Source organism: Chloroflexota bacterium (assembly GCA_009840355.1).
Classification (GTDB): Bacteria; Chloroflexota; Dehalococcoidia; order Lucifugimonadales; family JADFKI01; genus Bin90.
In genome coordinates, this window is the sequence record VXNZ01000039.1 from 55,911 (window position 1) to 80,530 (window position 24,620).

At 58.8% G+C, this 24,620-nt stretch carries 27 protein-coding genes; 20 read left to right on the forward strand and 7 right to left on the reverse strand.

Features of this window, described 5'->3' with window-relative positions:
• Positions 1-60: 60 nt before the first annotated feature.
• The 3 genes from F4X57_10925 to F4X57_10935 form a co-directional block, all read right to left on the reverse strand.
• A complete protein-coding gene (locus tag F4X57_10925; protein MYC07662.1) occupies positions 61-708 on the reverse strand; it encodes a histidine phosphatase family protein in 648 nt (215 codons plus the stop codon).
• A 134-nt stretch (positions 709-842) separates the two neighbouring features.
• Entirely contained in the window at positions 843-1,928 is a 1,086-nt protein-coding gene (locus F4X57_10930; GenBank protein ID MYC07663.1) for a histidinol-phosphate aminotransferase family protein, read from the reverse strand.
• A 7-nt stretch (positions 1,929-1,935) separates the two neighbouring features.
• On the reverse strand, positions 1,936-2,700 hold the full coding sequence (locus tag F4X57_10935; protein ID MYC07664.1) for a Uma2 family endonuclease: 765 nt from the start codon (positions 2,698-2,700) through the stop codon (positions 1,936-1,938).
• A gap of 328 nt (positions 2,701-3,028) precedes the next feature.
• On the opposite strand from F4X57_10935, the gene sucC reads away from it, so the two are divergent.
• From sucC to sucD, 8 genes are all read left to right on the forward strand, one after another.
• Positions 3,029-4,192, forward strand: coding sequence for an ADP-forming succinate--CoA ligase subunit beta (sucC, locus tag F4X57_10940; protein ID MYC07665.1), 1,164 nt, complete (start codon positions 3,029-3,031; stop codon positions 4,190-4,192).
• A gap of 289 nt (positions 4,193-4,481) precedes the next feature.
• A complete protein-coding gene (locus F4X57_10945) occupies positions 4,482-4,676 on the forward strand; it encodes a hypothetical protein (protein ID MYC07666.1) in 195 nt (64 codons plus the stop codon).
• Positions 4,677-4,715: 39 nt separating this feature from the next.
• On the forward strand, positions 4,716-5,003 hold the full coding sequence (locus F4X57_10950; GenBank protein ID MYC07667.1) for a hypothetical protein: 288 nt from the start codon (positions 4,716-4,718) through the stop codon (positions 5,001-5,003).
• A gap of 18 nt (positions 5,004-5,021) precedes the next feature.
• Positions 5,022-6,356 (forward strand): hypothetical protein, encoded by a 1,335-nt coding sequence (locus tag F4X57_10955; GenBank protein ID MYC07668.1) that lies wholly within the window; start codon positions 5,022-5,024, stop codon positions 6,354-6,356.
• A gap of 155 nt (positions 6,357-6,511) precedes the next feature.
• Positions 6,512-6,925: a VOC family protein gene (locus F4X57_10960; protein MYC07669.1), complete on the forward strand. Its 414-nt coding sequence runs from the start codon at positions 6,512-6,514 to the stop codon at positions 6,923-6,925.
• Positions 6,926-6,949: 24 nt separating this feature from the next.
• Positions 6,950-7,225, forward strand: coding sequence for a hypothetical protein (locus tag F4X57_10965; protein MYC07670.1), 276 nt, complete (start codon positions 6,950-6,952; stop codon positions 7,223-7,225).
• A 106-nt stretch (positions 7,226-7,331) separates the two neighbouring features.
• On the forward strand, positions 7,332-7,673 hold the full coding sequence (locus F4X57_10970; GenBank protein MYC07671.1) for a hypothetical protein: 342 nt from the start codon (positions 7,332-7,334) through the stop codon (positions 7,671-7,673).
• Between the two features lie 4 nt (positions 7,674-7,677).
• The gene (gene sucD / locus F4X57_10975; protein ID MYC07672.1) at positions 7,678-8,556 is read left to right on the forward strand and encodes a succinate--CoA ligase subunit alpha; all 879 of its coding nucleotides are present in this window, start codon (positions 7,678-7,680) and stop codon (positions 8,554-8,556) included.
• Between the two features lie 221 nt (positions 8,557-8,777).
• Here sucD and F4X57_10980 read toward each other — a convergent pair whose 3' ends face one another.
• Positions 8,778-10,157 carry a pentapeptide repeat-containing protein gene (locus F4X57_10980; GenBank protein MYC07673.1) on the reverse strand — a complete coding sequence of 460 codons (1,380 nt, stop codon included), beginning with the start codon at positions 10,155-10,157 and terminating at the stop codon, positions 8,778-8,780.
• Between the two features lie 491 nt (positions 10,158-10,648).
• Here F4X57_10980 and F4X57_10985 point away from each other — a divergent pair, with 491 nt between their 5' ends.
• A complete protein-coding gene (locus tag F4X57_10985) occupies positions 10,649-11,869 on the forward strand; it encodes an NAD(P)-binding protein (GenBank protein ID MYC07674.1) in 1,221 nt (406 codons plus the stop codon).
• Positions 11,870-11,905: 36 nt separating this feature from the next.
• On the opposite strand, the gene F4X57_10990 is transcribed toward F4X57_10985, so the two are convergent.
• Entirely contained in the window at positions 11,906-12,592 is a 687-nt protein-coding gene (locus F4X57_10990) for a hypothetical protein (protein MYC07675.1), read from the reverse strand.
• A 38-nt stretch (positions 12,593-12,630) separates the two neighbouring features.
• Positions 12,631-13,311 (reverse strand): nucleoside 2-deoxyribosyltransferase, encoded by a 681-nt coding sequence (locus tag F4X57_10995; GenBank protein ID MYC07676.1) that lies wholly within the window; start codon positions 13,309-13,311, stop codon positions 12,631-12,633.
• 152 nt (positions 13,312-13,463) lie between these two features.
• On the opposite strand from F4X57_10995, the gene F4X57_11000 reads away from it, so the two are divergent.
• The 6 genes from F4X57_11000 to F4X57_11025 all read left to right on the forward strand — a co-directional run bounded on the left by F4X57_11000 (position 13,464) and on the right by F4X57_11025 (position 17,657).
• Positions 13,464-14,207, forward strand: coding sequence for a glucose 1-dehydrogenase (locus F4X57_11000; protein MYC07677.1), 744 nt, complete (start codon positions 13,464-13,466; stop codon positions 14,205-14,207).
• Positions 14,208-14,272: 65 nt separating this feature from the next.
• Positions 14,273-14,527 (forward strand): DUF4258 domain-containing protein, encoded by a 255-nt coding sequence (locus F4X57_11005; GenBank protein ID MYC07678.1) that lies wholly within the window; start codon positions 14,273-14,275, stop codon positions 14,525-14,527.
• A gap of 2 nt (positions 14,528-14,529) precedes the next feature.
• Positions 14,530-14,748: a DUF2283 domain-containing protein gene (locus tag F4X57_11010; GenBank protein ID MYC07679.1), complete on the forward strand. Its 219-nt coding sequence runs from the start codon at positions 14,530-14,532 to the stop codon at positions 14,746-14,748.
• A 53-nt stretch (positions 14,749-14,801) separates the two neighbouring features.
• Positions 14,802-15,995 (forward strand): thiolase family protein, encoded by a 1,194-nt coding sequence (locus tag F4X57_11015; GenBank protein MYC07680.1) that lies wholly within the window; start codon positions 14,802-14,804, stop codon positions 15,993-15,995.
• A gap of 7 nt (positions 15,996-16,002) precedes the next feature.
• Positions 16,003-16,917: a hypothetical protein gene (locus F4X57_11020; protein ID MYC07681.1), complete on the forward strand. Its 915-nt coding sequence runs from the start codon at positions 16,003-16,005 to the stop codon at positions 16,915-16,917.
• Entirely contained in the window at positions 16,914-17,657 is a 744-nt protein-coding gene (locus F4X57_11025; GenBank protein MYC07682.1) for a DNA-binding protein, read from the forward strand. Before F4X57_11020 ends, F4X57_11025 begins: the two co-directional genes overlap by 4 nt.
• Before the next feature lie 384 nt (positions 17,658-18,041).
• Here the strand turns inward: F4X57_11025 and F4X57_11030 are convergent, their stop codons facing one another.
• Positions 18,042-19,322 (reverse strand): CoA transferase, encoded by a 1,281-nt coding sequence (locus F4X57_11030; GenBank protein ID MYC07683.1) that lies wholly within the window; start codon positions 19,320-19,322, stop codon positions 18,042-18,044.
• Positions 19,323-19,615: 293 nt separating this feature from the next.
• On the opposite strand from F4X57_11030, the gene F4X57_11035 reads away from it, so the two are divergent.
• The 5 genes from F4X57_11035 to F4X57_11055 all read left to right on the forward strand — a co-directional run bounded on the left by F4X57_11035 (position 19,616) and on the right by F4X57_11055 (position 24,407).
• Positions 19,616-20,500, forward strand: coding sequence for a 5,10-methylenetetrahydrofolate reductase (locus F4X57_11035; protein ID MYC07684.1), 885 nt, complete (start codon positions 19,616-19,618; stop codon positions 20,498-20,500).
• 80 nt (positions 20,501-20,580) lie between these two features.
• Positions 20,581-20,970, forward strand: coding sequence for a holo-[acyl-carrier-protein] synthase (gene acpS / locus F4X57_11040; GenBank protein ID MYC07685.1), 390 nt, complete (start codon positions 20,581-20,583; stop codon positions 20,968-20,970).
• Between the two features lie 63 nt (positions 20,971-21,033).
• A complete protein-coding gene (locus tag F4X57_11045; GenBank protein MYC07686.1) occupies positions 21,034-21,963 on the forward strand; it encodes a TIGR03564 family F420-dependent LLM class oxidoreductase in 930 nt (309 codons plus the stop codon).
• The gene (locus F4X57_11050; GenBank protein ID MYC07687.1) at positions 21,964-23,685 is read left to right on the forward strand and encodes an NAD(P)H-hydrate dehydratase; all 1,722 of its coding nucleotides are present in this window, start codon (positions 21,964-21,966) and stop codon (positions 23,683-23,685) included.
• A complete protein-coding gene (locus F4X57_11055; protein MYC07688.1) occupies positions 23,685-24,407 on the forward strand; it encodes a ubiquinone/menaquinone biosynthesis methyltransferase in 723 nt (240 codons plus the stop codon). Before F4X57_11050 ends, F4X57_11055 begins: the two co-directional genes overlap by 1 nt.
• Positions 24,408-24,620: the final 213 nt, after the last annotated feature.

Below are 24,620 nucleotides of genomic sequence, written 5' to 3' on the forward strand. Positions count from 1 at the left end.
GAGTGCGCTTTTCGTGTTTGAAATGCCTCGCGCGCTAAATGTCAATACGCCCTAGTCCGGTTACTTTCGAGCGGCGAAAACATTTTTGATTACATCTTCTAAGTGGCTGGTGTCGTTGAGCAGATCGAGCGCTGCGCCGCCGTCGAATGTGTTGATGACGGTGATGCCGCAGTTCGACAGGCGCAGACGCCACATATACTCGGCAGGCATGCCCAGCATCGCGGCGATGAGCCCACGCAGCGAGCCGCCGTGCCCCGCGATGAGGATGTTGCCCTCGCTGTCTGCGTGCCGTGTCAGCAGTTCGTCTGCCGTCGTCTTCATACGGGCGTAGAGTTGAATGTCGCTCTCGCCACCGGGCGGCGCGAAGTCCACATCCTCGTCGAACAGCCGACGGAACAGCGACGGGTGACTGCGCTCGACTTGCTCGAATGTCAGCCCTTCCCACTCGCCGAACGCCTTCTCGCGCAGTGACACCATCTTGGTGAAGCTCATATCGCGGCCGCGCATAATCGCCTCTGCGGTGTGCGCCACGCGCTGTAAATCGCTCGAATACGCCGCCTCGAAGTCCAATGGCGCAAGCCGAGTCGCCACGAGTTCCGCCTGCGCGCGCCCCTTCGCGTTCAGCGCCGTGTCCGCCTGCCCCTGCGCGCGACCCTCATCATTCCAAGCCGTTTCACCATGCCTAACCAAAAACCATCTGCAATTCATTGCTTTATCCTGTTCCTGCTGTCCCTTCCCCTAGGAGGTAGGCTAGGGAGGGGCAAGATATTCCCCAAGTCATGCCAATATCCGCTATCGCCATTCGCTTGCCCAATCCGATTTCAAGTCTCAGTCATGCGAAGTCAGCCATGAGAAGTCAGCGCCATTAGCCCGCCAAATATGTCTCGCAGCGCGCCGATGAGCCTCTCGCAGTCCGCCTTTGTTTTAACGCCGATGCGGATGTATTCGGGCAGCCCGAACGATGCGCAGTCTCGCACACTGATGCGATGCCCGGTCAGCAGCGCCTGCCGCAGTGCGCGCGCATCGCCGACCTTGACCAGCACAAAGTTCGCGGCGGACGGCATGCATCGCAAGCCTATCGCATCGAGTTCGCTGACGAGGTATCGTTTGGCGGCTCGTGTCTCAGCGCGACCGTCTTCGACATGCCGCGTATCGGCGAGCGCGGCTATTCCTGCCTCCTGCGCCAAGCCGTTCACGCTCCAGCTGTGCTGCAACGCCCGGACGCGCTCCACGACTGCGGGCGGCGCAAGCATATAGCCCAGACGCAGCGCGGTCAATGCGTAGTCTTTCGTCATTGACCGCAGCAGCGCGACATTGCCTAGATTCAGCAGCGGCATCGAATCCCACCGCGCCTCGACGAACGGCAGATATGCTTCGTCCAGCATCAGCAGCGAATCTTCGGGCAGCGAGTTTGCGATACGCCGCACATCCGCCTCGCTCAGATAGCGCCCGGTCGGATTGTTCGGGTTGCACAGGAAGACCAGCGATGGCGCGCGCTCCGCGATAATGCGTGCCGCGCGCTCAATGTCCCAAGCGAAATTATTGCCTTCGTCCGCAACGATGCTGAGTACATCCGCGCCGTGCATATCGCAAGCTGCCGCGAATTCGCCGAATGTGGGCGCGAAGATTACTGCACGGTTGCCTGCGTTCAAATATGCGCGGGCAGTCAGATGTATCAGCTCGGTTGAGCCGTTACCGGCTAGAATTTGCGCTGTAGACACCGCCAGCCGCGCCGCCAGCGATTCGCGGAGCGCGGTGCATTCGGTATCAGGATACGCCGCTAAGTTGACTGCGCCTATCGCCTGCGATATGCAAGATGGAGCGCCCAAAGGATTGATGCTGGCGCTGAAGTCGAGCACATCCTCGGGACGCAGTCCAAGAGAGCGCAGTTCGGCGATGTTCGCGCCGCCGTGTATCGGCAGAGTCATAAGCAGCCTATCCTTGCCGCCGCAGACGCTCAATCTCTTCGAGCAACGCACGCTCTCGCGCTTCTGACGCAAGCCGCGCCGTTCGTTCGGCGTCTGCGCGGTCTTCGGCACGGTCGGCTCGATTTTCTGCAAAGTCCGCGCGCTCCTCTGCTGCGACTCGTTTGTCTATCGTGATGCCGGCAATGGGGTCGAGCACGTCGAACTCACTGCCGTCCCAGTGGAAATCGACATTCAGCAACTCGCTGTACGCTGTAACCGAACCGTCAGCGCCGGCGCGAAGCTCGTATGCCTGATATGCGCCGTCCACAAGACGCTCCCCAATGAGCGGAAGCTCGTACAACTCGCCGCCGGTAGGGTCTAACCGCCAGTATTCGGATATTCCCAAGCTCTCGTAACGGCTGCGCTTGTCTCCCATATCGTTCGCCGCAGTGCTCGGAGACGCCACTTCCATCACGAATTCCGGAACTTTGCCGATCTCCCACAGCCAGAAATTGGGCAGCTTCTCGCGTATCTCCTCGGCAGGAACAGCGAACGCGATGAACAAATCCGGCTTGATGCGTCTGTTGCCGTCCGTCCTGTCGTACGAGATGAAAATATCGCCATGAATAAAGACATCCGGCGAGTCTTCGTACTTTTCGCGGAGCAGCTGCCCGATGCGCGCTATTGGGAAGTATTGCAGCATGCCGTCCTCCACCCGCTCCGGCTCTTCGTAGAAGATGTCAGGCAGCGTCCTGTGTTCCCATGCGTTGGTTATTGTTCCGGTAGTTGCCATCTCAACCCTCCGGCGTTGAATTCCACACTACGCATTATACAGCGATGCGAGGCTTTCGGTTTGCCGCATGTCCTATCTGTCAGCGGATTACTTAACACTTCCTGCCTAACACTTACAAGAATGACATAAGACACAACCGGCAATTGCCTGATGCAGGTTTCACGGTGCGGTGGGGCATGGTGATAAACGGCGGGTATATCCGTATAATTGTTAACAGCGAGAGTGGAGTTAGGCTGGAATGGCTTTGTAACCGAATGCGCGAATCCATTCCCTTCAATACCCAATCACCAACAACCGACCCCATGAATAACCGATGTGAGATTGCAATATGAAAATTCATGAGTATCAGGCGAAGCAGATATTGAGCAAGTATGGCGTGCCGGTGCCTGAAGGGAGCGTTGCGTCCACGCCGGAGGAAGCGGCGAATTTGGTCGAAGCGCTCGGCGGCAATGCGGTCGTCAAGGCGCAGGTGCATGCCGGCGGACGCGGTAAGGCGGGCGGCGTCAAGCTAGTCTCGTCGGCCGCTGAGGCGGCTGAGTTCGCGGCGTCCATCCTCGGCACGAATCTGGTTACATTCCAGACGGGACCGGAAGGCGTGCCGGTGCGTCAAGTGCTGGTCGAAGAGACGATAGATGTCGCGGACGAGCTTTATCTGGGCGTGGTAATAGACGGCGCGGCAGAGGGCATCGTCGTCATAGCGAGCGAGGCGGGCGGCATGGAGATAGAAGAGGTCGCAGACGCCACGCCGGAGAAGATCCTGCGTGCGACGATAGACCCCGTGCTTGGGTTTCAGCCATTCCAAGGCAGAAGTCTCGCCTACGGCTTGAATCTCGACGGCTCGCTGGTGCGCCCGGTCGGCACGCTCATCGAAAATCTGTGCCGCGCGTTTCAGGAGAACGACTGCTCGCTGGCGGAAATCAACCCGCTGGTCATTACGACGGACGGTCGCGCGCTCGCCGTTGACGCCAAGCTCAATTTCGACGACGACGCGATGTTCCGCCACAAGGACTTGGACGAGTTCTACGACGCGGAGCAAGAGGACGACGGCGAGGTCGAGGCGCGCAAGTACGACATCAATTATGTGAAGCTGGACGGTAGCGTGGGCTGTATCGTGAACGGCGCCGGTCTTGCGATGGCGACGATGGATGTGGTGCTGTCCGGCGGCGCGAAGCCGGCGAACTTCCTGGACATAGGCGGCGGCGCGGACGAGGACAAGGTCGCGCAGGCGCTCAACATCGTGCTGTCGGATAAATCTGTCGAGCTGGTGCTGGTGAACATATTCGGCGGCATACTGCGCTGCGATGTGGCGGCGCGGGGCTTCCTGCAAGCAGCCGAAGCCGCACCGGACGGCATCCGCCCCATGGTCGTGCGAATGCTAGGCACAAACGCCAACGAAGGCAGACGCATCCTAGCCGAATCCAGCCTAGACGTAACGCTAGTGGACGACCTAAGCGGCGCGGCAGGAGCAATTAGGGCGGCGGTCGGCGCGTAGCTGCGGGGCATGCTGAAAATCCGGAGGTGTTGTGGCACTTTACGAGAGACCCATCATAGGAGAACGCGAGGATTTGCTGAGTGTCTTGCGCGATCTTCGGCCATATTACTTCTCGCTTTTGGTGGTGCAGTTGGCGGTTTGGGGCGTTGTGGTATTCTTATCTGAAAGAAGCGTATGTATCAATGAAGACATTGCCGGCTGCACAGTAACGATAGGACTGAAGATGAGTGGGCTAGTCCCGCTATCGTTGATCACAAGCGTAATCTTAGTAGATGCAGGGAGGTACTTAATGGTACTGTTACGCAATTCCCGGGAAAGACTGATAACGCGAGCTAAAATCGAGGCGAACGCAGAAGGCAAAGCAGAAGGCGCGAACGAAATGCATGCCAAGTGGAGCGCTTGGAATGTGCGGCGCATTGAGCATGAGCGCAGGGGTGAACCCTTTGACGTGCCGCCGCCTTCGCCGGAAGATTGCGACCGATAATATGGTGCTAACAAGCAGTTGCCCAAAAGGAGGCATACCATGGACCTACTCGAAGTTCTTAATCCCATCGGGCAGCAGCGAGGTCTGATAAACTCGCTGACCATCAGCCCACGTCCGGACACGCTGGACAACAAGACCGTCGGGCTGCTCTGGTCCGGCACGCACGGAGGCGACCTCGCGCTCAATCGCGCCGGCGAGATGCTGCAAGAGCGCTTCAGCAATGTCAAGGTCAACTTCTACACGGGCGGCAACTATCCCGCGCCGCCGCCTATCGTGCAGCAAGCCGCCGCGGAGTGCGATGTCGTCATCGGCGCCACAGCCGATTGAGGGACGTGCGCGTCGTGGATGGTCCACGACATGATCGAGATTGAGAAGACGGGCAAACCCGCCATCCCAATCGTATCCGGGCGCTTTGAAGAAGACGCTATCGCAAGTTCGCGCGCGTTCGCAATGCCGGACCTGCAGTTTGTCATCGTGCCGCGCATCTATCGCAACCTCGCGCCAGAGCTGTGCGTCAGCCAGACCGAAGCGGTTATAGACGAAATCGTCGAAGTTCTCACCATCGACAAAGAGCACGGACGCCGCGAGCGCGACACCGCGACCGCCGTCGAACGATTCGAGGGCGAAGACCGCTGGGACGCCATCCTGAAGATGAACGAGCAGTGGCTGATGCGCGACTGGGGCGACGCGATGGTTTTGCATCCTCCCACTGAGGAAGCCGTCGCCGCGCTTGTCGAAGGCACGGGACTCGACCGCTACGACTTGGTGTGCGACATGCCGCCCGGATTCGGGCTGGCGACTGTGGAGAAGATCGCCATCAACGCGGCTATGGCAGGCGCGAAGCCTGAACATATGCCGGTCATCATCGCGGCGGTCAAGGCGCTGTCGGAAGTAGGCGAACACGGCGGCAAATCGCTGCTGATGTCCACCAGCCCGCACGCGCCAATGCTGGTGGTCAACGGGCCCATCGCCAAGGAACTGGGGATTAACCCGCGCTCCGGGCTTGGTCCGGGCCGCGACAACGAGGTGAACATCACCATCGGGCGCGCGTTCTCGCTGTGCCTGCGCAATCTGGGCTACTGGTATCCGGGTCAGATGGACATGGACACCATCGGCACCACGCGCAAGTTCGTGCACTGCATCGCGGAGAACGAAGAGATGAGCCCTTGGCAGCCGTTCCATGTCGATCAGGGCTTCCGCGCGGACGAAAGCGCGGTCAGCGTGTTCATCACGGACGGCGAGCTGGATGTGCAGGACCAGGGTAATACCGACGCCGACGATCTGCTCAAGACCATCGCCTACGGCAGCACATTCGGCACTCGCGGCATGGGCGCGCGCCACACCAACGAGCGCCTGATATTCATGCCGCCGGATGTCGCGCGACCGGTCGGCGGTGAAGGCTTTTCCAAGCAAGAGGCGAAGCAGTTCATTCACTACAACGCGAACATGAGCCTTGGCAAGATGATGCACTACATGCCGATCGACGACGCGCGCGTTGGTCAGCAGTGGCAATGGCTGAAAGACAAGACCGAGCAAGAGCGGCTGGACATCGAAGTGTCGCTGCTGGAGAGCGTTGACCGCTGGTTCATCGTAGTTGTCGGCGCGGACCGCGCCAAGACGCTAGTGATGCCCACCGGCGAAGGCGCATCCACGGTAGGCATTGACCAGTATATGCCGTAAGGAACAACACAGCCGCACATCATTGCCAATCCTTTAGGCGCCAATCCTAATTGTCCCTTCCCCAATCAAGGGGAAGGGACGCTAGCGTTAACGATCAACCACACTACCGGCACACTACCAACACACTACAGGCAATCAACACTATTGGAGGACGGATGCTCAATACTTATTTGAACTTTGACGGCAATTGCCGCGAGGCTTTTGACTTTTATCGCTCTGTGTTTGGCGGCGAGTTTATGATTTTGCAGACTTTTGGGGACGCGCCGGGCGAGTATCAGCCACCTGAGGGCGAGCAGGACAAGGTGATGCATGTCTCGTTTCCGATAGGCGATAATATCCTTATGGGCAGCGATATTCCGTCGAATATGGGAATGACGCTCGTATCGGGCAACAACTTCTCCATCAGCGTCAGCCCGGAGAGCCGCGAGCACGCGGAGTCGTTGTTCAACGCGCTGTCGGACGGCGGCACGGTTACGATGCCGATGCAGGATATGTTCTGGGGCTCGTACTTCGGCTCTTGCGCCGACAAATTCGGCATTAACTGGCAGGTTAATTACGAACAGGGGTAGGAATAATTCCGAAGGGAATGACGCATGTTGAGCAAGAATCTGAAAGAGCAGTCGGACGAAAGCCACTTCAACAGCGCGCGGGAAAGGATACCCTCAGGCGCGCCTATCGAGATAGGCATGAAGAAGTCTCTTGACATTCTCGCAACGGTTCCGCACGAAAGGAATAAACTCACTGATATTCAGAAAAGGGCAGTGCAAAAGTTCTTCAAAACCATTGACGCTGACGCTGAATCAGATAAAGAGCCTGTGGACGCTTCAGTAAATCACGACAAGTATATCTACGGACGCCCAAGAGCATAAAGAAAATGAAGACATGCCGGAAGAAGTCTTCATTGACGCAAGTTTTGGGATAGCACTATCATATTTGAGGGACCGATGGCACCAGAGTGCCAAGCTGCTATGGACTATGGCTGAGGAGAATGATTGGCGACTTGTAACCACCAACTGGACACTCTACGAAGCTTTGACCGCTTTAAGCGGCAGCTTTGGCAGGCATGACCTCGATGCTGCGCTTTATGAAATGGTCATTGACTCTGCTATCTTGGTCTTCGATGCTTCCAGCCTTGAAGAGGAGGCACTTTATGTATTCACGACACATTCCGATAAGCGCTGGAGCGTTGTAGATTGCGCGAATTTCGTTTGTATCAGAGACAGGCAAAGCAAGTACGCTTTCGCCTATGACCAAGACTTTAATCAAGCACAGAATGAGTTCGGTTTCACACGGTTGGGACCACAAATTAGAGGCTGAATCTATGGGAATCCTTGTTGACGAAAATACGCGCCTTCTCGTGCAGGGCATTACCGGCAGAGAGGGCAGTTTCCACGCGCTGCGCTGCCGCGAGTACGGCGCAAACCTTGTCGCCGGTGTAACGCCGGGACGCGGCGGGCAGGTCTTCGACGGCGATGTGCCAGTGTTCAACACCGTGCGGCAGGCGGTGGACGATACGCAGGCAAACTGCGCTCTGATATTCGTGCCGCCCCCGTTCGCAGCGGACGCCATCGTGGAATCGGTGGATGCGGGCATACCCACTATCGCCTGCATCACTGAGGGCATTCCCATTATGGACACCATCGCGGTCAAGCGCTACATCCGCGACAAGCCGGTTCGTCTCATCGGGCCCAACTGCCCGGGAATGATTACGCCCGGCGCGCGCGTGAAGGTCGGCATTATGCCCGGCGACATCCATGCGCCCGGCAGGATTGGCGTCGTATCGCGCAGCGGCACGCTGACCTACGAAGCCGTCAGCCAGCTCACCGCGCTCGGTATCGGGCAGTCGTCGTGTGTGGGCATCGGCGGCGATCCTGTGAACGGCTCGTCGTTTGTGGACATCCTGAAGATGTTCAACGCGGACGACGATACGGACGGCGTGGTGATGATTGGCGAAATCGGCGGCACGCGGGAGCAGGAAGCCGCCGAGTACATCAGCAGCGAGTTCAATAAGCCGATGGCGGCGTTCATCGCGGGACGCAGCGCACCGCCGGGCAAGCGAATGGGACACGCCGGCGCGGTCATAACCGGCAGAGCGGCCCGCGCCGAAGAAAAAGAAAAAGCGCTTGCCGCAGCGGGCGTCGCGATAGTGCCGGGGCCGGGCGAAATTGGGGATACTTTCGCGCAGGTGCTTGGGGCGTAATTCGGGGATAGCGCCGGGTAGAGCGGGCTTTCCCCATCCTACCTACCCTACCCGTCCTGTCTATCGATGTCAGTTTCCGTCTTTCGGATGGGAGGGGCTTTGAACGCCTAACGGCGGTTGAGGGATCGTTGATTGTAACGATGTCTCAACCGCCGTGTTTTTGGCTGTGGGAGCCGCCGCATTGCATATCTACGGCGGCTCGGTTTTGTCTCTATGCTTGGCTATTCAGCCGGCACTAGGCGCTGTTCTCTGTAGCAGTCGTCGTTATTCTCCGTGCCGTCGGGGCAGGTTACATCTTTCCAATCGACGTCGTGGATGCTTTTGGCATCGATCATATTCAGCGCACCTTCGAGATCGCAGTCATCAAATTCCACATCCTCCAGCTCTGCGTCATCGAAATCAGTGCCCTTGAAATCGACATTTACGAACTCTGCATCGGTCAGGTTTGCGCCCCTTAGGTCTGCATCCTCGATTCTTGCCCTTTCGATACTGACATCGGACAGGTCCGCGTCTCTAAAATCCACTTCCTCGAAGTCAACGCCTGAAAGTTCCATATCCGACAGGTCTGCCTTCCTCAGATCGGCACCCTCGAATTCGGTCCTGTTGGTTATAGTAGTCTGATTGAGATCTATACCCCCCATCCTGGCGTTTCTGAGGTCCGTGCCGGTGAAATCAACGCCAGTAACAATGCTGCCCCTAAAGTCGGCGTGCTGCATATCCACATTAATGAAGCTTGAGTGCGACAGATCTGCGTTGAGGAATCCGACTTGCGTGAGCTTGATACCTCGGTCGAAGACTAGGTTCGTCAGCTTTGCTCCACGGAACATGGTCGAGTCGTCTTGCCTATTTCCAGAGCGGAAAATTGTTCCAACAATTGTAGCCTTATCCAGGTTCGCGTCTTTGAGTTCGGAGTGGCGGAAATCCGCTCCGGTAAGGTTCGCGCCGCCGAGATCCGCCTCAATAAGTCTTGCGCGTGTGACTATAGCGTTCGTGAAATTCGCGCCTATAAGGATAGCCTTGGAGAAATCCGCGTCCTCAAGATGAGCGCCGGTGAAATCTACTCCAGTCAAATTAAGCCCATTAAAGTTCCCACCTATGAACTCGCAATTCCGCAGGTCTGAGTGCGCTGCAATTATTGTGCACGGCGGGATGGGAGTCGCGGTCGGCGTGGGCGTCTCCGTGGGGACCGGCGTGGGCGTCTCCGTGGGTTCCGGTGTAGGTGTCGGCTCCGGCGTTGGCGTCTCCGTGGGAACGGGCGTATTCGTGGGAACAGGCGTTGGCGTCTCCGTTGGGACCGGCGTGTTGGTGGGAACGGGCGTCGCCGTCGGCTCCGGCGTCGCGGTCGGTTCCGGTGTTGCCGTCGGCGGGATGGGCGTATTCGTGGGTACGGGAGTCGCTGTCGGCGGCACCGGTGTTGGCGGCAAGGGCGTGCTCGTGGGCGGCACAAATGTTGCCGTGGGCACGGGCGGCGCGGCTGTCGGCACAGTCTGGTTCTGCGCCGTTACCGGCAGCTCTTGTCCTCCCGAGTCGTCGGTGCATGCCACGAGAAACGCCATTGCGCTTACCGCAAGAGCGAGGGCTGCAAATCTTCTGATTGTCATAAGTGCTCCTCAAAGAGGCGTATGTCAAAACAGTATATCAGATATGTATAATACTTTGTTTAGGTTTCCGTTTAATTATGTAAACGGCATCGCATCCAGTCAACGGATTTTAAGGTTACTAAAACCGCAAATCGGCATGGCGCATCCCAAACTATAGTAGGTAGTTCGCCCATGCTGAGCGTCCATCCTGCTAATATATGGCTGGTGAGATAGGCGACAGGTTTGGGCACGATTAGAAAGAGCTCATATCCCGTCCCATCCTGTACATCCTGTTGGATAGAAGGCGATTTCACACATGCAATTTATACCTGTCATTTCGAGCGAAGCGAGAAATCTAATGCCGGAAACAGGTTTACATGCAACGATCCCTGCCTTCGCAGGGACATGCTTCAGATTCCTCACTGCGTTCGGAATGACAAAGGCAGCGCGGAATGACAACATTAGGGATTTGTGAAATCGTCTCGATAAGCGTCAGATAGCGAGGTGAGTCGATGCCTGATATTACGACTGATGCGAATATCACTGTTTATGGCGCGCCGTGGTGTCCGGATTGCACGCGGGCAAAACAGTTTCTCGGCGAGCAGCGCGTGCGGTATAACTGGGTTGACATCGACCGCGATGACGCCGCGCGCGCCTATGTGCAGCAGGTCAACGACGGCAAGCAGATTATCCCGACCATCGTCTTCGAGGACGGATCGCTGCTGGTAGAGCCGTCCAACGCGGAACTCGCCGCCAAGCTTGGCATAGAACCCAAAGCGCGGCGAAATTTCTACGACCTTATCGTCATCGGCGGCGGACCTGCCGGGCTTTCTACCGCGCTGTACGCGGCGCGCGAGGGCATAGACGCGCTTGTCATAGAGCAGAGCGCAATCGGCGGGCAGGCGGGCGTTACGGAGCGCATCGACAACTATCTCGGCTTTCCGGATGGTGTGGAAGGCGCAAGACTCGCGGACGACATGCGCGCGCATGCCGAGCGATTCGGCGCGGAGATGCTGCCGGCGCAGACGGTGCGCGAACTGCGCTCGGATGGCGACTATCGCACCGTCACCACCGAGTCGGGCGACGAATACGGCGCGATGGCGCTGCTACTCGCGGTCGGCACACGCTACCGCAGGCTGAATGTGCCGGGCGAGGAGGACTTTATCGGGGCGGGCATCCACTTCTGCGCCACCTGCGACGGGCCGTTCTACAAGGATTCGGATATGGTCGTCATCGGCGGCGGCAACAGCGCGCTCGAAGAAGGGCTGTTCCTGACGCGATTCGCCGACAAGATTACGCTGCTGGTGCGTGGCGACAGGCTGCGCGCGAGTTCGGTGCTGCAAGAGAAGGCGACGAACCACGCCAAGATGACGATTCGCTACAACACGACCGTGCAGCAGTTCACCGGCGACGGCAGGTTGGACGGCGTTGTCGTCAAGGATGCGATAAGCGGGCAGGCGGAAGAACTGAACCCTGCGGCGGTGTTCGTGTTCATCGGGCTTGACCCGAACACCGGGTTCGTTGCCGATACGGTGGAGCTGGACGAATGGGGCTTCATCCGCACATTCGACAACATGCAGACGAGCGTGCCGGGCATATTCGCTGCCGGCGACGCGCGGGCAGGCAGCACAAAGCAGGTCGCAAGCGCAGTGGGCGAAGGCGCAGCAGCCGCGCTGATGATTCGGCAATATCTGGAGCGGCTGGGCAATAGGCGTGGCGGCAGGGGCGATTAGCAATTCGCCCTCATCCCACCCCGTGCATCCTGTAATTTAGCCCTCGTCCGGCAGCAAACCTAGCGCGATTTTGCGGGACACTACGCGGCGGATGTATTCTGCGTCGGCGGCTAGGGCGGTTAGGCTGCCGCCTGCCATTCGCAGCGCCCAGCGGTATTCACGCTCGGCGCCGGCTCTGCCGCCTTCCATGATAGGCGTCATTGCGCGGGCTTCATCCAGCAGCGTTACGACTTCCGCAGCGATGCGCCGGTGATAGCGCGCGGATACTTCGGCTGCGTCTCCGCCTTGCGCCAGCGCGTCCTGATACCACTGCATGCCGTCGATATGGAGAATGCGGGTGCGCGGGTAGAACGACACCATCAGGTTCCACGGGTCGCCCTTGGCGTCTTGGTCGCCGCCGCCACGGAAGTCGGTGCGCAGTATGACCGCCGGAATGTCCAGCATCTTGGCGTACATGTACTCCGCGACCGCGCCCACAGGTATTTCCGCGCCGTCGAAGTTGAAGAGCGAAAGGTCGCACTCTATCACCGCGCGCAGATCCTGGTCCCTGATTCCCATCGGACCTATGCCTCTCTGCTCCAAGTCCTGCGGCAATATGCAGCGGTAGCGCCCTTGCGAATAGTCGTTGATGTCCGCGGCGAGCAGTGCGTTGCCCACCAGATGCTTGTGGTCGAACAGCTGTCCTGCAAAGTAGATAGTGTATGGTTCAGCGATGTCTGTCATTGGAACTCACTTAATAAGGATGTATTGGGAAGGATAACTCATAGCAGGTTTCGTGATGTTTTGCTGGATACGATGCGGTGGACGGCAGCGCGCAGGGATTCTTCGCCCGCCGCTCGGTCCGCCAGACCACCGCCGGGGAATGTCAGCGCCCAGCGATACAGATGCTCCACGTCGTCGGGCGTGGCGTTGAGCAGCGACGGCGCGGCGCGCGCGGCGTCTAGGGCGTCTATCGCCTTCCGCGCGATGCGGTCGGCGTAGAGAGCCGCCGCCGCCATCGGGTCGTCCGCCTCGCGCCGCGCCTGCTGATACCACGCCATAGCGTTCAGCGAGACATTGCGCGTGCGGGGGTAGAACGATGCCATCAGATTCCACGCGTCGCCATCCGTATCTTGGTCGCCGCCGCCGCGAAAATCGGTGCGCAGTATGACCGCCGGAATGTCGAGCAGCTTGGCGTACACGAACTCGACGACGGTGCCGGAATCCAAATCGGGCCCGTCGAAGTTGAACAACGCGCAATCGCAAGTCGCCACGCCGAGTAAATCTTGGTTGCGGATGTCCACGGCGCGCGAGTCGGTCTGTTCCAAGTCCTGCGGCAATACGCAGCGATACCGCCTGCCCGACAAGCGTTCGATGCGATTGGCAAGCAATGAATTGCCGATGAGATGCTTATGGTCGAACAGCTCGCCGGCGAAGTATATTGTGTACTCTGTGGTGTTCATAGCTATGCCTCCGCGGAGAATTATATCATCCTGTCCTCCGCGCCCCGAATATCCCGCCGTTGACGATGCAACGGGGCGGTGATAGTGTCATTCAATATCCACCTACGGGCACCTATTCCACATACCGGCATCTACCGGAAAGGGAGGACGCTATGAGACTGGCAGGCAAGGTTGCGATTATCAGCGGCGGCGCGCGCGGGATGGGCGCGGCGGAGGCTAGAATGTTCGCGCGTGAGGGCGCCAAGGTTGTCATCGGCGACCTGCTCGAAGAAGACGGGGAGAGCGTGGCGGCGGAAATTGCCGATGCGGGCGGCGAGGCGATGTTCGTCAGCCTCGATGTTACGGACGAGGCGAGCTGGCAACGCGCCGTCGCAGCCGCAGTCGAGCGATTCGGCAAGGTCGATGTGCTGGTGAACAACGCGGGGATTCTGCGATTGGAAGGCTTGCTGGAAACGAGTGAGGCGATATGGGACGAGGTGATGGATATTAACGCCAAGGGCACTTTCCTCGGCACGAAGAGCGTCATCGCGGCGATGCGGCAGGCGGGCGGCGGGTCCATCATCAACATATCGTCGGGCGCGGGCTTGACCGGCGCGCGGCGCAATACGGCGTACAACGCATCCAAGGGCGCGGTTCGCATTTTCACCAAAGCGGCGGCGATACAGTACGCCGGCGAGAACATCCGCGTGAACTCGGTACATCCGGGACCCATCGACACGGATATGCTTGCGACATCGACATCGGTCGAAGGCGGGCGCAGACCGGAGGACATACCGCTCAGGCGTTATGGCAAGCCCGAAGAAGTCGCGTATGGCGTGCTGTATCTGGCGTCTGACGAATCGTCGTTCGTAACGGGCAGCGAAGTGGTGATAGACGGCGGCCGCACGGCGGAGTAGGCGCGCCTACTGCTATGTACCGGGTTTGACAGGATGGGTAGTATGTGGAGTCGAAGGATGGGTAAGTGAAACCACTGTTTTTCAAGAGACATGCCCGTAATCGAATGAGGCAGTACAGGATTACGCGAGATGAAGTAGAATTGATATTAGATACCCCGGACCTGGTTGAACCGGATGACAGAAGACACTTAAACGCCACCAAAGTGCTACCTGACAACAGGGTGATTCGCGTAACTTTTGTCGAAGAAGCAAATCAGATAGTCGTGGTCACCGTTACGCCAAGACGCAGACTTAATCGCGGGCACAGGAATGGAGTATGAGGATGAAGATACAATACGATGACGAAGTTGATGCCCTTTACATCTTGTTGAAGGACTCGCAGCCGGTGGACGCGAGGGATATTGGGGAAGGCGTTGTTGCCGACTTCGATGAGCAAGGGGACATCGTCGGCCTTGAAGTGCTGTACGCAGCGGAAAAGTTGGGGCTGGAATCTATCCTCACGGTAACTATCGACACGATGCTTGTTGACCAGCCTTCTTGATTAGACAAGCGCGATAGAATTGAACGAAACAACGCAAGAGCAGGAGATATGACATGGAACTACAAGATGCGGTAATTGTTAGTGGAGCGCGGACGCCGGTGGGTCGGTTTGGCGGCGCTTTTAAGGATGTGGCGGCGCCGGATCTCGGCGCGGAGGCTATTAAGGCGGCGCTGGAACGCGCGGGCATTCAGCCGGAGCAGGTCGAGGAAGTTGTGCTGGGCAACGCGCTTCAGGCGACCGAAGCCGGGTACGCCGCACGGCTAGCTACGCTGAAGTCGGGCATCCCGCAAGAAACGCCGACCATCGCGGTCAATCGGCAGTGCTCGTCCGGGCTGGAAGCCATCAACATGGCGGCGCAGCTCGTGCGCACCGGCGAGGTGGACATCGCAATCGCGGGCGGCACGGAGAACATGAGCCAGTCGCCGTTCCTGCTCGGCTATGAGGCGCGATTCGACGGCTTGCGGATGGGCGACGCCACGATGCGCGACGGTCTGACGGAAGGGCTAGGCTGCCCGGTTAACCGCTACCACATGGGCGTTACGGCGGAGAATGTCGCGGAACGCTTCGAGGTCAGCCGCGAGGCGCAGGACGAACTGGCACTGATGAGCCACCAGCGCGCCGTCGCCGCAATCGAAGGCGGGCGGTTCAAAGAGCAGCTTATCGATGTCAGCGTGCCGCAGCGCAGGGGCGACCCCGTCGTCGTGTCGCAGGACGAAGGACCGCGCGGCGACACCACGCTAGAGCGGCTGTCCACGCTGCGCCCGGTGTTCAAGCGGGACGGTAGCGTTACGGCGGGCAATGCGAGCAGCATCAACGACGGCGCGGCTGCGGTGGTCATCATGTCGGCGGCGAAGGCTGCGGAACTCGGCATAAAACCCAAGCTGCGCTGGCACACGCGCGGCGTCGCGGGCGTAGAACCGGCGATTATGGGTACGGGACCGGTGCCAGCCGTCCGCAAGGCGCTGGACAAGTCCGGCATGAACATCGAAGACATCGACCTCATCGAACTGAACGAGGCGTTCGCGGCGCAGGCACTCTACTGCATGCGCGAGCTCGACATGGACATTGACAAGACGAATGTAAACGGCAGCGGCATTAGCCTAGGGCACCCGGTCGGCGCGACAGGCGCGATAATGACCGTCAAGCTGATGGAAGAAATCGGCTTGCGCGATCAGGAACTCGGCTTAGTGACGATGTGCGTAGGCGGAGGGCAGGGTGTCGCGACGATATTCGAGCGCGTGGGGTAGGCATTCCATGCCTGACAGCTATCCAATCTTCCATGTGAGTTTAGAACCTAAATTGGATGTTGACCCATTGGGGGACAAGCCTAAATTTTGGTTTCGCTCACCTACATATAATTCCCTATGGATGTTCAAGTACAATACAAGAATCCCTAGGGACTATTGGTCGGAAAAGATAGCTGCGGAAGTTGCGGAACTGATGGGTATATCGCATCCTAGAACTGAATTAGCAGTCGACGGAAATCTGAAGGGAGTGATCAGCGAATCTTTCGTACATGCAACTTCAGACATAACAAGCATCGAGTTTCCTTTAACTCATGGTAATCAGATACTGCAGGCGATCATTCCAGGATACGACACGAAACTAAGGTTCCGCCAGAGGCATCATACGCTAGCAAATATTCTTCTGGCCTTGGAAAGAAATATATCGGGCATGTGCGAATCAGAAGAGGCCAAGCGGAAATTTGCTGGATATCTTCTGTTGGACGCGATAATTGGCAATGTCGATAGACACCATACAAATTGGGGTCTGCAGAGAAGTCGTACGAATAACCAAGGGTTTGTTCACTTCTTGGCACCATCATTCGATCATGCGTCATCACTTGGAAGGGATTTGAACGACGAAGTCCGAGTGAATAGGATAAGGGAAAGAAGAGTGAGGGCGTACGTAAAGAGGGGTCGCGGGAAGATTTACTGGGCAGAAGACGAACACCCGCCTCCAAGTCCCTTAGCGTTGGCAATGAGGGCCCTTTCAGTATTCCCATCTCTCTTTGAAGTGGAGGTGCAACGTCTGGAAAATTTAGACGAAGACTCCCTCCATGAGATCGTTGAACGTGTGCCAGACGATTGGATGAGTCTCGCAGAACGTAAATTTGCGATCGAGATGATGTGCTACAGCCTCTGTCAGTTGCGAAAGGCAATTCAATGAGCACGAAGACACTGTACCTAGCTTGGCAAGACAGAAGAGAGAAGGGTTGGTTTCCAGTGGGCCGACTGGACATAGATGTTGACTCTTCTGATTATTGCTTTGGCTACATTAGAGGTGCTAAGAGAGCCATCGAGGAGGTGGGATTTGCACCCTTACTGGAATTTCCGAATCTGTGCGAGAAATACCGGTCATCGGACTTATTTCCTATATTCAAGAACAGGGTAATGTCATCGAAGAGACCAGACTTCATAGACTATGTACGTAGTCTAGACTTACCCGTTACCGCTGATCCCATCCAGATTCTATCCGTCAGCGGGGGGCGTCGTGTGACAGACTCGTACGAGATTTTTCCTAAGATAGACAAGGCACCTGATGGCAGCTTCACTTGCCGATTCTTTTTGCACGGATGGCGCTATATCAATTCGGCGGCGCAAAATAGGATAGGAAGCCTCAAGCAGGATGAGAATTTGTACGTAACACTTGAATTAACTAATCCCGCAACTGGGCTAGCAGTGCAGATTCAGACTGAGAACTATCATATGATTGGATGGGCGCCACGTTATCTCGTACATGACCTAGCTTCGGCAATGGCAGAATCGCCAACGAAATATGAGGCGCACGTTGTACGAGTTAATCCACAGGGCGCGCCCATTAACAATCGAGTCCTTATCGAAATGAACGGCTGCTGGAATAGGCACGAACCTATGTCTGGAGACGACTTCAAGCCAATTGTATTTTGATCGAGCGTCTTCCGTCCTGACTCGCCATCTCATTTCCTACGGGAATTATGAACGACAGTAATTATATCGCAAGTAAGGAAATTTCTATTGAGTGTGCGTTCCCACGGGTTTCTTCTAGGCGCGATAGTCGGTGTGATGATTTTCTTGGGAGAGTTGAGTATTTTTTTTGCGGGAAGATTACTTCCGTTTGAGGACTTCATCACGAGGTTTTTCTTCATGCTGGGGACAGGTATTACGGCTATCTTCATCGCTCGGCACAAGGGCAGGCGAGTCTGGATATGGGTGCCTATTAGTTTCTTCTTCACTTTCATTGGATTAGGCGTGCTGATCCTCACGAGGAGTGTTATAGAGCGGGATGGTCACTTTCGTTCATAATTCGCTATCCTACCGATCCTGTGCATCGATGTTTGGTATTGTACCGCTTACACCCTCCGCTTCCAATTCGGCAATCGCGTTCGGCTGCATGCCAAGCAGGTCGCCGAAGATTTGGGCGTTGTGTTCGCCTAGGCGTGGGGCGTGCCAACGGACGCCGGGCGGCGTGGTGGACATCTTCCACGCCGCGCCGGGCATGAAGTATGGCCCGCACGAAGGATGTTCCACGAACTCCAGCAGTTCACGCTCCTGATAGTGCGGGTCGTTGAATATCATCTCGCCCGTCATAACGGGAGCGGCAGATACGCCGGCGTCCTGCAATATTCGCGTCGCATCGGTGGCAGACTTGTCGCGCGTCCACTCGGATAGCAGCGCGTCAAGAGCGTCGTGGTTGCGTCGGCGTGACAGCACATCGGCGTAATCCGGATGCTCCGCCAACTGCGGTTTGCCCATCGCGGCGCACAATCTCGCCCATTCAGCGTCATCCGCTATCGCGACGGTTACCCATGCGTCCTCGCCGTCGCAGGGGTATGCGCCGTGCGGTGCGTAAACGGGATGGCGGTTGCCGCGATTTTCCGCGCGCCGCCCGGTCATTTGGTAGCCGAGCAGATGCTCGCCGATGGTCATTATCGCTGATTCCAACTGCGACACATCTATGAAGCAGCCTTCGCCGGTGCGCCGCCGCCGCCACAGCGCGGACAGCACCGCGCCTGCCGCATGCGCGCCGCTTATCGGGTCGCCGAAGTTCACGCCGGACTTCACGGGCGCATCTTCGCCGCGATAGCCGTTCATGGACGCGATGCCGCCGAGCTGCTCTTGCCCGATGCCGTACTGTATGAAGTCCTTCCAGGGACCCACGCTGCCGAACGCGGGCATAGACACCATGATGATGTCCGGACGAATCGTGCGCATCACTTCGTAGCCAAGCCCGCGCCGTTCCATCAGCCCCGCGCGGAAGTTTTCGATGACCACATCGCTGATGCTCACCAGCTCCTCGATGATCGCCTTGCCCTTCGGGTGGCGCATCTCGGCGGTGATGCCGTATTTGCTCATGTGCAGCGTGTTGAACCAGCCGCTGCGATTCCACGGGTCATCGCCGCGCTCGCCGTCCGGCAGATTGCCCGAGCCGACAATCATGCGGTGCGGGTCCCATGCGCGAATCGCCTCGACCTTGATGACCTCCGCGCCCATGTCCGCGAGCAGCTTGGTGGCGTGCGGTCCCGCCCAAATCCGTGAGAAGTCCAGAATGCGCACGCCCGCGAGCGCGCCCTTCACCGCCTGCGAATCATTCATGTGTGTCCTGCCCTTTCATGCGGAATACCCACATGTTAACCTAAACTTCCGTATCTTACATCGCGCTGACTTACATGGATGCACAGGCTAGGTTGTGTGGACATTTGCATCATTTCCGTGAAAACGGGAATCCAGAGCCGTAAGATGGAGCCGAATTCGTGCCAATAATGCTACCTGCAAACCACTGGATTCCTGCTTCAGCAGGAATGACGAATGAAAAATGCAGGAATGACGGGCTGAAAATCAAAAATGTCCACAGAGCCTAAACGGAATAAACAGGATGGGATTTTGACATGGCTAATTCGCTGGCAGAATTGCTGCAATCGGGGCGGTTCGCAATTACGACGGAGTTGAACCCGCCGAAGGGGACGAATGTCGCGCCAATGCTGGAGCGCGCGGAGTCGCTGCGCGGCGCAGTGGACGCGTTCAACCTGACGGATTCGCACACGGCGCGGATGAGCATGTCGCCTATCGCGGCGGCTCGACTGCTGCTTGACAGAGGGCTTGAGCCGATATTGCAGATGACCTGCCGCGACCGCAATCGCATCGCGCTGCAGGCGGACACGCTCGCGGCGGCGGCTCTTGGCGTGAGCAATATCGTTACGATGACCGGCGACCATCCGGGCGGCGGCGACCATCCGGACGCCAAGCCTGTGTTCGACATAGACTCCACTGCCCTGCTGCGAACGCTCGCGGAGCTGCGCGACGGCAGGGATATGTCCGGAGCGGACCTGCGCGGCTCGCCGGACCTGTTCGTTGGCGCGGTGGTGAACCCGGGCGCGGACGACCTCGACCGCGAAATCGGGCGTATGCAAGAGAAGATTTCGGCAGGCGCGGCGTTCTTTCAGACGCAAGCGGTGTATGACGCGGGCGATTTTGATCGGTTCATGCGGCGAGTAGAAGGCTACGGCGTACCGATTATCGCGGGCTGCATTATGCTGAAGTCGGGCAATATGGCGCGGAACTTCAACGCGAATGTGCCGGGGATAAGCGTGCCGGACGCCATCATCGACAGGATGGACAGCGCCGCCGAGTCCGCAAATGCGCGCCGCATTGAGAGCGCCGACATCACGGCGGAAATCATCCGCGACATTCGCCCGATGTGTCAGGGCGCGCACATTATGGCAATCGGCTGGGAAGCGCTGATACCATCGGTCATAGAAAACTCACATCGATAGACAGGATGGTCAGGATATACGATATACATCAGGCAAGAACCTGACACCTGACCGCTGATACCTGATACCTGATACCTACTATGCTCGTTACAGGCGTTGACATAATTGAAATAGTGCGCGTGAAACGCGTGTACGCACAGTACGGCGACCGCTTTTTGCGGCGGATATACACGGACACGGAGACGGCGTATTGCCGTGGGCGAGCGCCGCAGTTGGCGAGCCGGTTCGCCGCGAAGGAAGCGGTGATGAAGCTACTGGGCACGGGCGTGCGCGGCGTCCATTGGCGAGACATCGAGGTAGTGCGCGGTCGCGGGCAAGCGCCGCACATAAAATTGCATGGTACGGCGAAGGCGCGCGCAGAGCGTATAGGACTGACGGACATCGCCTTGTCCCTGTCGCACTCCCGTGAGTTCGCGGTGGCATCCGTCGTCGGCGACAGTAAGCGCGGCAACCTCGTGCCGCGCCGCTGAGACGGGGAAAGTTTACAGGATATACATGATAGATTGGATTAAAATGGATTGGAGAGAAAATACATGAAAATTGGACTGTTTTTCGGAGCGGCGGAGACGGACGATGTCAGGCTGGAAAATGTCGTGGCGCAGGGCGTGCAGGCGGAGGCCGACGGTTTCGACAGCTTCTGGATGCCGCATATACATCGGCGCGGCAGCGACACCCTCACCGCGCTCGCCTTCGTGGGCGCGCAGACGAAACGCATCGCGCTGGGAACGGGCGTCGTCCCGCTCTTCGCGCTGCACCCGATGATGCTCGCGCAGCAGGCTATCACCACCCAGATAGCCGCAAAAGGACGCCTGACCCTCGGCATAGGCCCCTCGCACAAGCCCGCAATCGAAGACCAACTAGGGCTGTCCTTCGCCCGCCCCGCGCAGCGCGTCGAAGAGTATCTCGCCGTGCTGCGACCTCTCATCGACGAGGGCGAGGTTGACTTCGACGGCGATTTCTACAATGTGCATGCCGCGCTCGAAATCCCGGACAGGCTGCCCGTGTCGGTGATGGTAGCCGCCCTCGCGCCGCGAATGCTGCGTCTTGCGGGCGGCGTGGCGGACGGCACGGTGACATGGATGGCAGGCCTGAGCGCGATACAATCCCATGTCGTGCCGCGCGTCAATGCGGCGGCGGCCCAAGCCGGCAAATCGGACGCGCGAATTTGCGTGGGCTTGCCCGTCGCCGTCACCGATGACGAAATGGCGGGAAGGGCGAAAGCGGCGGAGATATTCGAGCGATACGGCACACTGACGAACTACCGCCGCATCCTAGACGTCGGCGGCGAGGAAGGACCGTCCGGCGTCGCCGTCATTGGCGACGAAGCCGAAGTCGAGCGGCAGATACGGGCATTCGCCGACGCCGGCGCGACCGAGTTCATCGCCAATGTATTCCCGGTGGGGGACGATGCCGATGCTTCAACTGCGAGGACGCGGGCGTTGCTGAAGTCGCTGGTGGGGTAGATGAAAATCGTAACCGCCGATGAGATGCGGCGCATCGAAGACCGATCGGAAGCTGCCGGCGTTAGCAAGGACTCGCTTATGGAGCGCGCCGGGCTGGAGTCGGCGCGGACTGTTCGGCGGTTGCGGGCGCCTTTGGTCGGCGTGCCGATTGTTGTGCTGGTTGGTCCTGGCAACAATGGCGGCGACGGGCTTGTGGTGGCGCGGCATTTGCACCGATGGGGCGCGAAGGTCTGCGTGTATATCTGCCGCGATAGGCGCGCGCCTGATCCTAAGTTGGACATCGTGAACTCGCTTGGGTTTCCTGTGATTGCGGCGTCCGATGGCGACGGCTTGGCGCAATTGCGGCTGCTGCTGGACACGGCGCATGTGGTCGTGGACGCGGTACTGGGAATCGGACGCATCCGGCCGCTCGAAGGCACGGTGCGCGACATTCTGCTGCTGCTTGCCGAAGTCAAAGCGCGCCGTCCTGATATGACGACCATCGCGATAGATGTGCCGAGCGGCATGGACGCGGACAGCGGCGGCGGCGATCCCGCATGCCCCGCCGTGGACATCACGCTGGCGATGGGATACCCGAAAGTCGGGCATTACGCCTACGACGCGGCAGCTCTGGTCGGCACGCTCGATGTGGTGGAAATCGGGCTGCCCGCCGGCTTGGACTACGATGTGCCGCTGTCGCTGATGACCGCCGATAATATGCGCCCGCTGCTGCCATCACGCCCGACAGACGCGCACAAGGGCAGCTTCGGCAAGACGATGGTCGTCGCAGGGTCGCAGAATTACATCGGCGCGGCGTACCTCGCGGGCAGCGCGGCGACACGCACGGGCAGCGGGTTGGTTACCATCGCCCTGCCCGCGTCCATACAGACTTCGGTGGCGGGCAGGGCTATCGAACCGACATACTTGCCGCTTGCCGAATCGTCACCGGGCGTGGTGTCGCCGTTTGCAGCGGCGGCGGTGGTCTCGGAGTTGCCCGGATACAGCAGCATGCTATTGGGATGCGGTTTGGGACAGGCGGCGAATATGCAGCGATTCATCGCTGCCGTGCTGTCTCCCTACGAGACTGAATATACTCGGCAATTCATGGATGCTATGGGAATCACCGCCGACGCGCTGCCGCCTATGGTCATCGACGCCGACGGGTTGAATACGCTGGCGAGAATGCCGCGATGGTGGGAGCGCTTCCCGCAGCGGGCGATATTGACGCCGCATCCGGGCGAGATGGCACGACTGACGGGCACCGGCACAGCGCAGGTACAATCGGACCGCATCGGCATCGCCGTGGAATCTGCCACGCTGTGGAACAAAATTGTCGTGCTGAAGGGCGCACACACGGTCGCAGCGTTCCCGGACGGAACCGCTATGCTGTCGCCGTTCGCCAACGCAGGACTCGCCACCGCGGGAACGGGCGATGTGCTTGCGGGCAGCATCGCGGGGTTGATGTCGCAGGGCGTATCGTCGGAAGATGCGGCGGTTCTGGGCGTGTATCTGCACGGACTTGCCGGCGAAAGAGTGCGCGACCGGCTGGGCGACACAGGCATGGTTGCGAGTGACCTGCTGCCCGAACTGCCGCTCGCAATCAAGGCGCTGCGCGAAGGCGGCGTAGTGGGCGAAGGCGATGAATCGCAAGAAGTCCGTGCATCGCAGGCAAGTCTGCCGGTATCAACAAGCATCTCTTTGAGTGGGTCAGCGGACGTGGCGGCGGATGAGGAGCGCGGCTAGTGGCTAGGCTGCGCGGCGAGGAGCGGTCGAGATATGTGAGCCGAATGTTCGGGAGAATATCGCGGCGGTACGATCTGCTGAACACCGTGATGACGGGCGGGATGCATTACGCTTGGCGACGGCTTGCGGCGAATATCGCGTGCGGCTCAGGGCTGGATGGTATGGCGCTCGATGTGGCTTGCGGCACGGGCGATTTCGCGTTTGACTTGGCGCGAAAACCGAGCATCGAGCATGTAGTCGGGCTGGACTTCACGCCGGAGATGCTCGCGCTCGCTAAGGTGAAGGCGCGGCGGCAAGGGCTGGACGCGGACACGACCTTCACTGTCGGCGACGCTCACGCTCTGCCGTTCGCGGACGACTGCTTCGTGTGCGTAACGGTGGGCTTCGGCGTGCGTAACTTCATCGATGTTCCGCGCGCGATATGCGAGATGGCGCGGGTGGTGCAGCCCGGCGGCCGCGTGGTAGTGCTGGAAATCGTGCGTATGGAAGGCAAGGGCTTGCGAAGTCGCGCGCTGCCGTGGTGCTTCCGCAAGGTCGCGCCGATATTGGGCGCGGCGCTGGCAGGCGACAGCGAGGCGTACTCGTACCTGCCCGAATCCGTAGGCGAGTTTCTGAGCGCGCGGCAATTGGCGGAGACGATGGCGAGCGCCGGATTGCGCAACGTGCAGCGGCGCAGCCTCTCGCTGGGCATGGTGGCAGTGGTTGCGGGCGAAGTGGAGTGAAAAGAAATGGGGTAAAAAGAAAGGCTGCTCCGATTCCTCAGAACAGCCCTTTGCGTGTAGTCTAGCCCAAACGGACTTACTAACGCCCTAACGCATATTTATGCTACCACAGCGCATTGATCTGTCAATAGAACCCCCGACACACGCTGCGTTAGGGCGCTACTCTATCCATATGAGTTACGGGGGCTGGCAGAATATAACAGAGGGTCCCAC

Excerpts from the sequence above, each read along its gene's own strand:
- F4X57_10980 (MYC07673.1), bottom strand. The coding sequence starts at position 10,157 with ATGACAATCAGAAGATTTGCAGCCCTCGCTCTTGCGGTAAGCGCAATG.
- F4X57_10935 (MYC07664.1), bottom strand. The coding sequence starts at position 2,700 with ATGGCAACTACCGGAACAATAACCAACGCATGGGAACACAGGACGCTG.
- F4X57_11030 (MYC07683.1), bottom strand. The coding sequence starts at position 19,322 with ATGAATGATTCGCAGGCGGTGAAGGGCGCGCTCGCGGGCGTGCGCATT.
- acpS (MYC07685.1), top strand. The coding sequence starts at position 20,581 with ATGCTCGTTACAGGCGTTGACATAATTGAAATAGTGCGCGTGAAACGC.
- F4X57_10960 (MYC07669.1), top strand. The coding sequence starts at position 6,512 with ATGCTCAATACTTATTTGAACTTTGACGGCAATTGCCGCGAGGCTTTT.
- F4X57_10950 (MYC07667.1), top strand. The coding sequence starts at position 4,716 with ATGGACCTACTCGAAGTTCTTAATCCCATCGGGCAGCAGCGAGGTCTG.
- F4X57_11045 (MYC07686.1), top strand. The coding sequence starts at position 21,034 with ATGAAAATTGGACTGTTTTTCGGAGCGGCGGAGACGGACGATGTCAGG.
- F4X57_10985 (MYC07674.1), top strand. The coding sequence starts at position 10,649 with ATGCCTGATATTACGACTGATGCGAATATCACTGTTTATGGCGCGCCG.
- F4X57_10995 (MYC07676.1), bottom strand. The coding sequence starts at position 13,311 with ATGAACACCACAGAGTACACAATATACTTCGCCGGCGAGCTGTTCGAC.
- F4X57_11035 (MYC07684.1), top strand. The coding sequence starts at position 19,616 with ATGGCTAATTCGCTGGCAGAATTGCTGCAATCGGGGCGGTTCGCAATT.
- F4X57_10930 (MYC07663.1), bottom strand. The coding sequence starts at position 1,928 with ATGACTCTGCCGATACACGGCGGCGCGAACATCGCCGAACTGCGCTCT.
- F4X57_10965 (MYC07670.1), top strand. The coding sequence starts at position 6,950 with ATGTTGAGCAAGAATCTGAAAGAGCAGTCGGACGAAAGCCACTTCAAC.
- F4X57_11020 (MYC07681.1), top strand. The coding sequence starts at position 16,003 with ATGCCTGACAGCTATCCAATCTTCCATGTGAGTTTAGAACCTAAATTG.
- sucD (MYC07672.1), top strand. The coding sequence starts at position 7,678 with ATGGGAATCCTTGTTGACGAAAATACGCGCCTTCTCGTGCAGGGCATT.
- F4X57_11025 (MYC07682.1), top strand. The coding sequence starts at position 16,914 with ATGAGCACGAAGACACTGTACCTAGCTTGGCAAGACAGAAGAGAGAAG.
- F4X57_10955 (MYC07668.1), top strand. The coding sequence starts at position 5,022 with ATGGTCCACGACATGATCGAGATTGAGAAGACGGGCAAACCCGCCATC.
- F4X57_11000 (MYC07677.1), top strand. The coding sequence starts at position 13,464 with ATGAGACTGGCAGGCAAGGTTGCGATTATCAGCGGCGGCGCGCGCGGG.
- F4X57_10990 (MYC07675.1), bottom strand. The coding sequence starts at position 12,592 with ATGACAGACATCGCTGAACCATACACTATCTACTTTGCAGGACAGCTG.
- F4X57_10970 (MYC07671.1), top strand. The coding sequence starts at position 7,332 with ATGGCTGAGGAGAATGATTGGCGACTTGTAACCACCAACTGGACACTC.
- F4X57_11015 (MYC07680.1), top strand. The coding sequence starts at position 14,802 with ATGGAACTACAAGATGCGGTAATTGTTAGTGGAGCGCGGACGCCGGTG.
- F4X57_10925 (MYC07662.1), bottom strand. The coding sequence starts at position 708 with ATGAATTGCAGATGGTTTTTGGTTAGGCATGGTGAAACGGCTTGGAAT.
- F4X57_11050 (MYC07687.1), top strand. The coding sequence starts at position 21,964 with ATGAAAATCGTAACCGCCGATGAGATGCGGCGCATCGAAGACCGATCG.
- sucC (MYC07665.1), top strand. The coding sequence starts at position 3,029 with ATGAAAATTCATGAGTATCAGGCGAAGCAGATATTGAGCAAGTATGGC.
- F4X57_11010 (MYC07679.1), top strand. The coding sequence starts at position 14,530 with ATGAAGATACAATACGATGACGAAGTTGATGCCCTTTACATCTTGTTG.
- F4X57_10945 (MYC07666.1), top strand. The coding sequence starts at position 4,482 with ATGGTACTGTTACGCAATTCCCGGGAAAGACTGATAACGCGAGCTAAA.